General features: G+C 74.2%; 5 protein-coding genes and 1 pseudogene. 3 read left to right on the forward strand and 3 right to left on the reverse strand.

Annotated features, from left to right (window positions below; all coding sequences use genetic code 11):
- Window positions 1-583: maleylpyruvate isomerase family mycothiol-dependent enzyme (locus tag RZ84_RS06130; RefSeq protein WP_241777604.1), on the forward strand; the 583-nt coding region annotated here is incomplete at its 5' end.
- Window positions 584-622: 39 nt separating this feature from the next.
- Here RZ84_RS06130 and RZ84_RS06135 read toward each other — a convergent pair.
- Both RZ84_RS06135 and RZ84_RS06140 read right to left on the reverse strand, forming a co-directional pair.
- Window positions 623-1,288 carry a response regulator transcription factor gene (locus RZ84_RS06135; RefSeq protein ID WP_043263414.1) on the reverse strand — a complete coding sequence of 222 codons (666 nt, stop codon included), beginning with the start codon at window positions 1,286-1,288 and terminating at the stop codon, window positions 623-625.
- Window positions 1,285-2,577: a sensor histidine kinase gene (locus tag RZ84_RS06140; RefSeq protein ID WP_043263415.1), complete on the reverse strand. Its 1,293-nt coding sequence runs from the start codon at window positions 2,575-2,577 to the stop codon at window positions 1,285-1,287. Before RZ84_RS06140 ends, RZ84_RS06135 begins: the two co-directional genes overlap by 4 nt.
- A gap of 104 nt (window positions 2,578-2,681) precedes the next feature.
- Here RZ84_RS06140 and RZ84_RS06145 point away from each other — a divergent pair.
- A pseudogene (locus RZ84_RS06145) lies at window positions 2,682-2,960 on the forward strand (hypothetical protein); the annotation flags it as partial.
- 186 nt (window positions 2,961-3,146) lie between these two features.
- On the opposite strand, the gene RZ84_RS06150 reads toward RZ84_RS06145, so the two are convergent.
- Complete coding sequence (locus RZ84_RS06150) at window positions 3,147-4,430, reverse strand: geranylgeranyl reductase family protein (protein ID WP_052229805.1); 1,284 nt, start codon at window positions 4,428-4,430, stop codon at window positions 3,147-3,149.
- Window positions 4,431-4,607: 177 nt separating this feature from the next.
- On the opposite strand from RZ84_RS06150, the gene RZ84_RS06155 reads away from it, so the two are divergent.
- A complete protein-coding gene (locus tag RZ84_RS06155) occupies window positions 4,608-5,969 on the forward strand; it encodes a dipeptidase (RefSeq protein ID WP_043263416.1) in 1,362 nt (453 codons plus the stop codon).
- The last annotated feature ends 378 nt before the right edge of the window (window positions 5,970-6,347 follow it).

The following is a 6,347-nucleotide window of genomic DNA, read 5'->3' on the forward strand; positions in this document are numbered from 1 at the left end:
CGAGCCCCGGATGGAGCCGAGCCGCCCCGCCGAGGCCCCGGAGCCGGCCGATGACGAGCTGGTGCCCTGGCTGCGGGAAGGCCACCACCACCTCGTACTGGCGCTCCACGGGGCGCCGCGGGACCTGGAGACCTGGGCGTTTCTGCCCGCGTCGTCCCCGCTGGCCTTCTGGGCGCGCCGCCAGGCGCACGAGACGTCCGTCCACCGCGCCGACGCCCAGCAGGCGGCCGGCGTTCCGCTCACCCCGCTCCCGGCGCGGTTCGCCGCCGACGGCGTGGACGAACTCCTGACGGGCTTTCACTCCACCGCCCGCAGCGCGCTGCACGCCGATCCGCCGCGGACGCTGCGGCTGCACGCGACCGACTCCCCCGGCGCGGACTGGACGGTGCGGCTCACCGACGGCCCGCCGCAGACGGTCCGTACGCCCGTCGGGGACGCGGACGGCGGCCCCGCGGACTGCACGGTCGAGGGCCCGGCCGAGCGGCTGTACCTCGCCCTGTGGAACCGCCTCCCGTGGGACGCGCTCAAGGTCACCGGCGATCCGGCCCTGCCCGAGCTCTGGCGGGAGCACGGCGCCCCCTGAGTCCGCGGGCCGGCCTGCGGCCGGCGGGGCCGGGCCCGTTCAGCCCAGCCACCCCGGCCGCACCAGCCCCGACTCGTAGGCCAGCACGACCAGTTGGGCCCGGTCCCGCGCGCCCAGCTTCACCATCGTGCGGCTGACATGCGTCTTGGCCGTCAGCGGGCTGACCACCAGCCGGCGGGCGATCTCCTCGTTGGACAGGCCGATGCCGACCAGCGCCATCACCTCCCGCTCGCGTTCGGTGAGTCGGGACAGCGCGTCGGCCGACGCGGGCGCCTTGGAGCGGGCGGCGAACTCCGCGATCAGCCGGCGGGTGACGCCCGGCGAGAGCAGCGCATCGCCGCCGACGACCGCGCGCACCGCCCGCAGGAGCTCCTCCGGTTCGGTGTCCTTGACCAGGAAGCCGGACGCCCCGGAGCGGATCGCCTCGAAGACGTACTCGTCGAGTTCGAAGGTGGTCAGCATGACGACCTTCACGTCGGGCAGCGCCGGGTCCTCGGTGATGTGGCGGGTGGCCACCAGGCCGTCCACCACCGGCATCCGGATGTCCATCAGGACGACGTCCGGGCGGTGTTCGCGGACCGCGGCCAGCGCCTCCCGGCCGTCCCCGGCCTCCGCGACCACCTCGATGTCGGGCTGGGCGTCCAGCAGCACCTTGAAGCCGGCCCGGACCAGCAACTGGTCGTCGGCGAGCAGCACCCGGATCACGAATCCTCCTCGGTACCGGTGGAGTTCACCGTATCCGCGGCCCCGGGCCGCCGGCGGCCGGCCGGCCCACCGAGCGGGATCCGCGCCCGGACCCGGAAGCCGCCGCCGGGCCGCGGGCCCGCCTCGACGCTGCCGCCCAGCGCCGCGGCCCGCTCCCGCATGCCGACCAGGCCGTTGCCGCCGCCGGCCGGCTCCCCCGTACCGGATGTCGCCGGGCCGTCGTCGTCGACCCGGATCTCCAGCGCCCCGGCGGTGCGGCGGAGCAGCACCCGGGCGGTCCGCGAGCCCGAGTGCCGGACGATGTTGGTGAGCGCCTCCTGGACGATGCGGAACGCGGCGAGGTCGGCAGCGGGCGGCAGAGCGGTCCGGGCACCCTCGGTGGTGACGTCCACGGCGAGGCCGGCGCCCCTGGCCTGCTCGGCGAGTTCGGGCAGCCGGGCCAGGCCCGGTGCCGGGGAGCGCGGGGCGTCCCCCGGGGTGCGCAGCGTGTCCAGGACCTGCCGGACCTCGCCGAGCGCTTCCTTGCTGGCGGACTTGATGGTGGTCAGCGCGGTGCGCGCCTGCTCCGGGTCGGAGTCCAGCAGCGCGAGCCCGACACCGGCCTGGACGTTGATGACCGAGATGCTGTGCGCGAGGACGTCGTGCAGCTCGCGGGCGATCCGCAGCCGCTCCTCGTCGGCCCTGCGGCGTTCGGTGGCGGCCCGTTCGGCACGCATTCTGGCCAGTTGCTCGCGGCGGATCCGGACCAGCTCGGCGACCGCCACCACGGCCACCACCCAGGCGGCGACGACCACTTCCTGCCCCCAGGGGGCGGGCCCGCGGTACGGCGGCAACCAGTGGTAGAGCCAGTGCCCGACCAGGAGATGGCCGGCCCACACCCCGCCCATCGCGCACCAGGCGACCGCCCGATACCCGGCGACGATCGCCGCGAAGGCCCCCAGCACGAGGGTGAGGAACACCGGTCCGTACGGGTAGCCGGCCGCGAGGTATACGGCGCAGGAGGCGGCCGTGCCCAGCGCCACGGTGCGCGGATACCGCTGCCGGAAGAGCAGCAGCAGAGCGCCGAAGAGGAGCAGCGCACGGCCGAGCGGATCGAGCGGGGTGCGTCCCGTCTGGCCGTGCGCGGCGGCGTTGGTACCGACCATGACGACGACCGTGACCGCCAGCGTCGAGAGCCAGGGCAGCCGCCCGCCCACCCGCCTTCCGGGTGCCGGATACCCGGCCGCCGCCCACCGCTCCCGCGCCGTACCCAGGCAGCGCCGCGCCCATGGCGGCCGTGCGTTCTCCATGCCGTCACGCTAGACCGCACCGGGAGCCGGAGGCGTCAGCCCGGCGCAGTGAGGAGGTGTACTCCCCGGGGAGTAGGCCGAGGTTATAGGGGCGGGCCGTCCGGGAGGACGGCCGCTATCTCGTCTCCGCACGCGGTGACTCCGCATGGGTACGCAATATGCGTGCCGCGGGCGGCGGCGAACTCCGCGTCGGCCGCCGCACCCGCGCCTTCACGGCCGTCGAACTGCCCCCGACCGAGACCACGGACCTGCTCCGCGCCTACCTCGCGCGCTGGGGCTGGGAGGTCAGGCCCTTCTTCGGCGGCGCCACCGCCGACTCGACCGACGACGAACTCCGCGCCATCGCCCCGCACCACCCGGTCTTCCGTATCACCGAAGCCTGAGCGACCACCCTCGCCAACCACCCGTCGCCGCCGGGGACATGGACGCCGGGACAAGGACACGGCCACCGGCCGCAACACCGGTCGCGGCACCAGTCGCGGCATCAGCCACGCACAGAGAGACGCGGAGCGGACACCGTCGCCGGGCCCGCACCACCGCCGATGCCGTACGGGCCGGCACAGGCCCCCTCAGCCCACCTGCTCCTCGGCCGCCTCGGCCTCCCGGGTCCCGCCGGCTCCGCCCGCCGCCGTGGACTTCTTGCCCTCTTCCCTCCGGTCCAACGCGTCCAGGGCCCGCTGGGCCACCGGATGCGTCCGAACCAGTTCCCCCAACGTCGTGGTGCCCCGCGTGATCTTCGCGAACGCGCGCCACGCGGGCCCGAAGCCCGTCAGCGCGGCGTGGAACATCCCCGGCCACCGCTCGAAGACGCTGAGCATCCGCCGCCCCACGCCCATCTCCACGCCGAGCCCGGACTTGATGGCGAAGGCGTAGTCGAGGGCCTGGCGGCGGGTGTCGACCGCGTCGTGCGCCTCGGCGATCCGTACCGCCCACTCGCCGGCGAGCCGGCCGGAGCGGAGGGCGAAGGAGATGCCCTCGCGGGTCCAGGGCTCCAGCAGACCGGCCGCGTCGCCGCAGACCAGGACCCGCCCGCGGGAGAGCGGCGAGTCCGCCGCGCGGCAGCGGGTCAGATGGCCGGAGGAGATCCGGGGCTCGAAGCCGGCGAGGCCGAGCCGTCCGATGAAGTCCTCCAGATAGCGCTTGGTGGCCGCGCCCTCGCCACGGGCGGAGATCACGCCGACGGTGAGGGTGTCGCCCTTGGGGAAGACCCAGCCGTAGCTGCCGGGCATCGGACCCCAGTCGATGAGGACCCGGCCCGCCCAGTCCTCGGCGACCGTCTCCGGCACCGGGATCTCGGCCTCCAGGCCCAGGTCGACCTGGTCGAGCTTGACGCCGACGTGCGCGCCTATCCGGCTCGCGCTGCCGTCCGCGCCGACCACGGCCCGGGCCAGGATCACCTCGCCGTCCGCGAGCACGACCGCAACGGTCCGCCGGTCGGGAACCTCCGCGCCGTGCTGCTCGACCCGCGAGACGGTCACGCCCGTACGGACCCGGGCGCCCGCGTCCTTGGCGGACTCGACCAGTCCGGCGTCGAACTCGGGTCGGTTGATGAGCCCGAAGAGCATGTTCCTGGAACGGCGGGTACGGGCCAGCCGGCCGTTGAGGGAAAACGTCACGGCATGCACCCGGTCGCGCAGCGGCAGCTCGAAGCCGGGTGGCAGGGAGTCCCGGGAGGGGCCGATGATGCCGCCGCCGCAGGTCTTGTAGCGGGGTAGTTCGGCCTTCTCCAGGAGCAGCACCCGGCGTCCCGTACATGCCGCGGCGTGGGCGGCCGAGGCTCCGGCGGGCCCCGCGCCCACCACCACGACGTCCCACACCTGATGGTTGCCCTCGGCTGCCTGCTCGCTGCTCACCTGTACTTCTGCTCCCGTTCGATGCCGGCTGCGCCTACCGCCCGCATCCTACGGGCCGCACTCCGGCGCACCGCCTGTGGGAAGATCGGGGGCACCCATACCCGTACGTCCGGCCCGCCCGGCCACCCTGCCGGACGTGCCGTACGTACTCAACGCCGCGCCCACAAGGAACGTTCCATGCCTGACAGCCCGCTCGCCCAGACCGTCGCCGCGCTGCAGCCCCGTGCCAGAGCCGAACTCGCCGAACTCGTGGCCTTCAGATCGGTGGCGGACTTCGCGCAGTTCCCGAAGAGCGAGAGCGAGGCCGCCGCCCGCTGGATCGTGGACGCGCTGCGGGCCGAGGACTTCCAGGACATCGCGGTGCTGGACACCCCGGACGGCACCCAGTCCGTCTACGGCTTCCTGCCCGGCCCGGCCGGCGCCCCGACCGTACTCCTCTACGCGCACTACGACGTCCAGCCGCCGCTGGACGAGGACGCCTGGATATCCCCGCCGTTCGAGCTGACCGAGCGCGGCGGCCGGTGGTACGGGCGCGGCACCGCCGACTGCAAGGGCGGCCTGATCATGCACCTGACCGCGCTGCGGGCGCTCAAGGAGCACGGCGGCACCCCGGTCAACATCAAGGTGATCGTGGAGGGTTCGGAGGAGCAGGGCACCGGCGGACTGGAGCGGTACGCCGAAGCGCACCCGGAGCTGCTGACCGCCGACGCGATCATCATCGGCGACTCCGGCAACTTCCGGGCCGGGGTGCCCACAGTGACCGCGACGCTGCGCGGGATGACCCTGGTGCGCGTCCAGGTCGACACCCTGGAAGGCAATCTGCACTCCGGCCAGTTCGGCGGCGCGGCCCCGGACGCGCTCGCCGCACTGATCCGGATCCTCGACTCGCTGCGCGCCGAGGACGGTTCGACGACGGTGCGCGGGCTGGCCGCGGACGCCGACTGGGAGGGCCTCCAGTACCCGGAGGAGGACTTCCGCAAGGACGCCAAGGTGCTGGACGGCGTGGAGCTGATCGGCAGCGGCACCGTCGCGGACCGGCTCTGGGCCCGGCCCGCGGTGACGGTGCTGGGCATCGACTGCCCGCCGGTGGTGGGCGCCACCCCGTCCGTACACGCCGGAGCCCGCGCCCTGGTGAGCCTGCGGGTGCCGCCGGGCACCGACGCCGCCGAGGCGACCCGACTGCTCGCCGCCCACCTGGAAGGCGCCGCTCCGTGGGGCGCCCGGGTAGCCGTCGAGCAGGTCGGCCAGGGGCAGCCGTTCCGCGCGGACACCAGCAGCCCGGCGTACGCGTCGATGGCGGACGCGCTGCGCGAGGCGTACGACGGCAAGGAGATGCAGACGTCCGGTCTGGGCGGCTCGATCCCGCTGTGCAACACCCTCGCCGGGCTCTACCCGGACAGCGAGATCCTGCTGATCGGCCTGAGCGAACCGGAGGCCCAGATCCACGCCGCCAACGAAAGCGTATCGCCGGAGGAACTGGAACGGCTGTCGCTGGCGGAGGCACTGTTCCTGAGCCGGTACGCCGAAAGTCGGCGCTGACCGTTCGCTGCGCTTGGCTGGCTTCCCACGTTGCCGGGTGCGGCATCGTTGCGCCTGCGGCCCTTCCGCTGCGCTTTGCCGCGCCCGACGTTGTCGGCTGTCCCGCCGCGGGGGTTTCTCGCCGTTGCGCCTGCGGCGGGCGGGTCCGCTGCGCGGGGCTTTCGGGTGCGGTGGCGGTCCTCCGGGGGTGGTGTGCCGGACTGCTTCGCTTTACGTCCGGCACACCCCCCCCTCCGGCCCGCCCCCTCCCGTGGAGGGTGGGAAAAACGGCGAATGGGGGCTGAGCCGAGTGGTCCGGTGACGGTTTCCCTCCACCCACGAACCCGCACAGTCCCACCCACGCGCACACCCACCGGTCTTTTCTCCCACCCACCAACG

Source organism: Streptomyces sp. CT34 (assembly GCF_000805335.1).
In the GTDB taxonomy this organism is placed as follows: Bacteria; Actinomycetota; Actinomycetes; order Streptomycetales; family Streptomycetaceae; genus Streptomyces.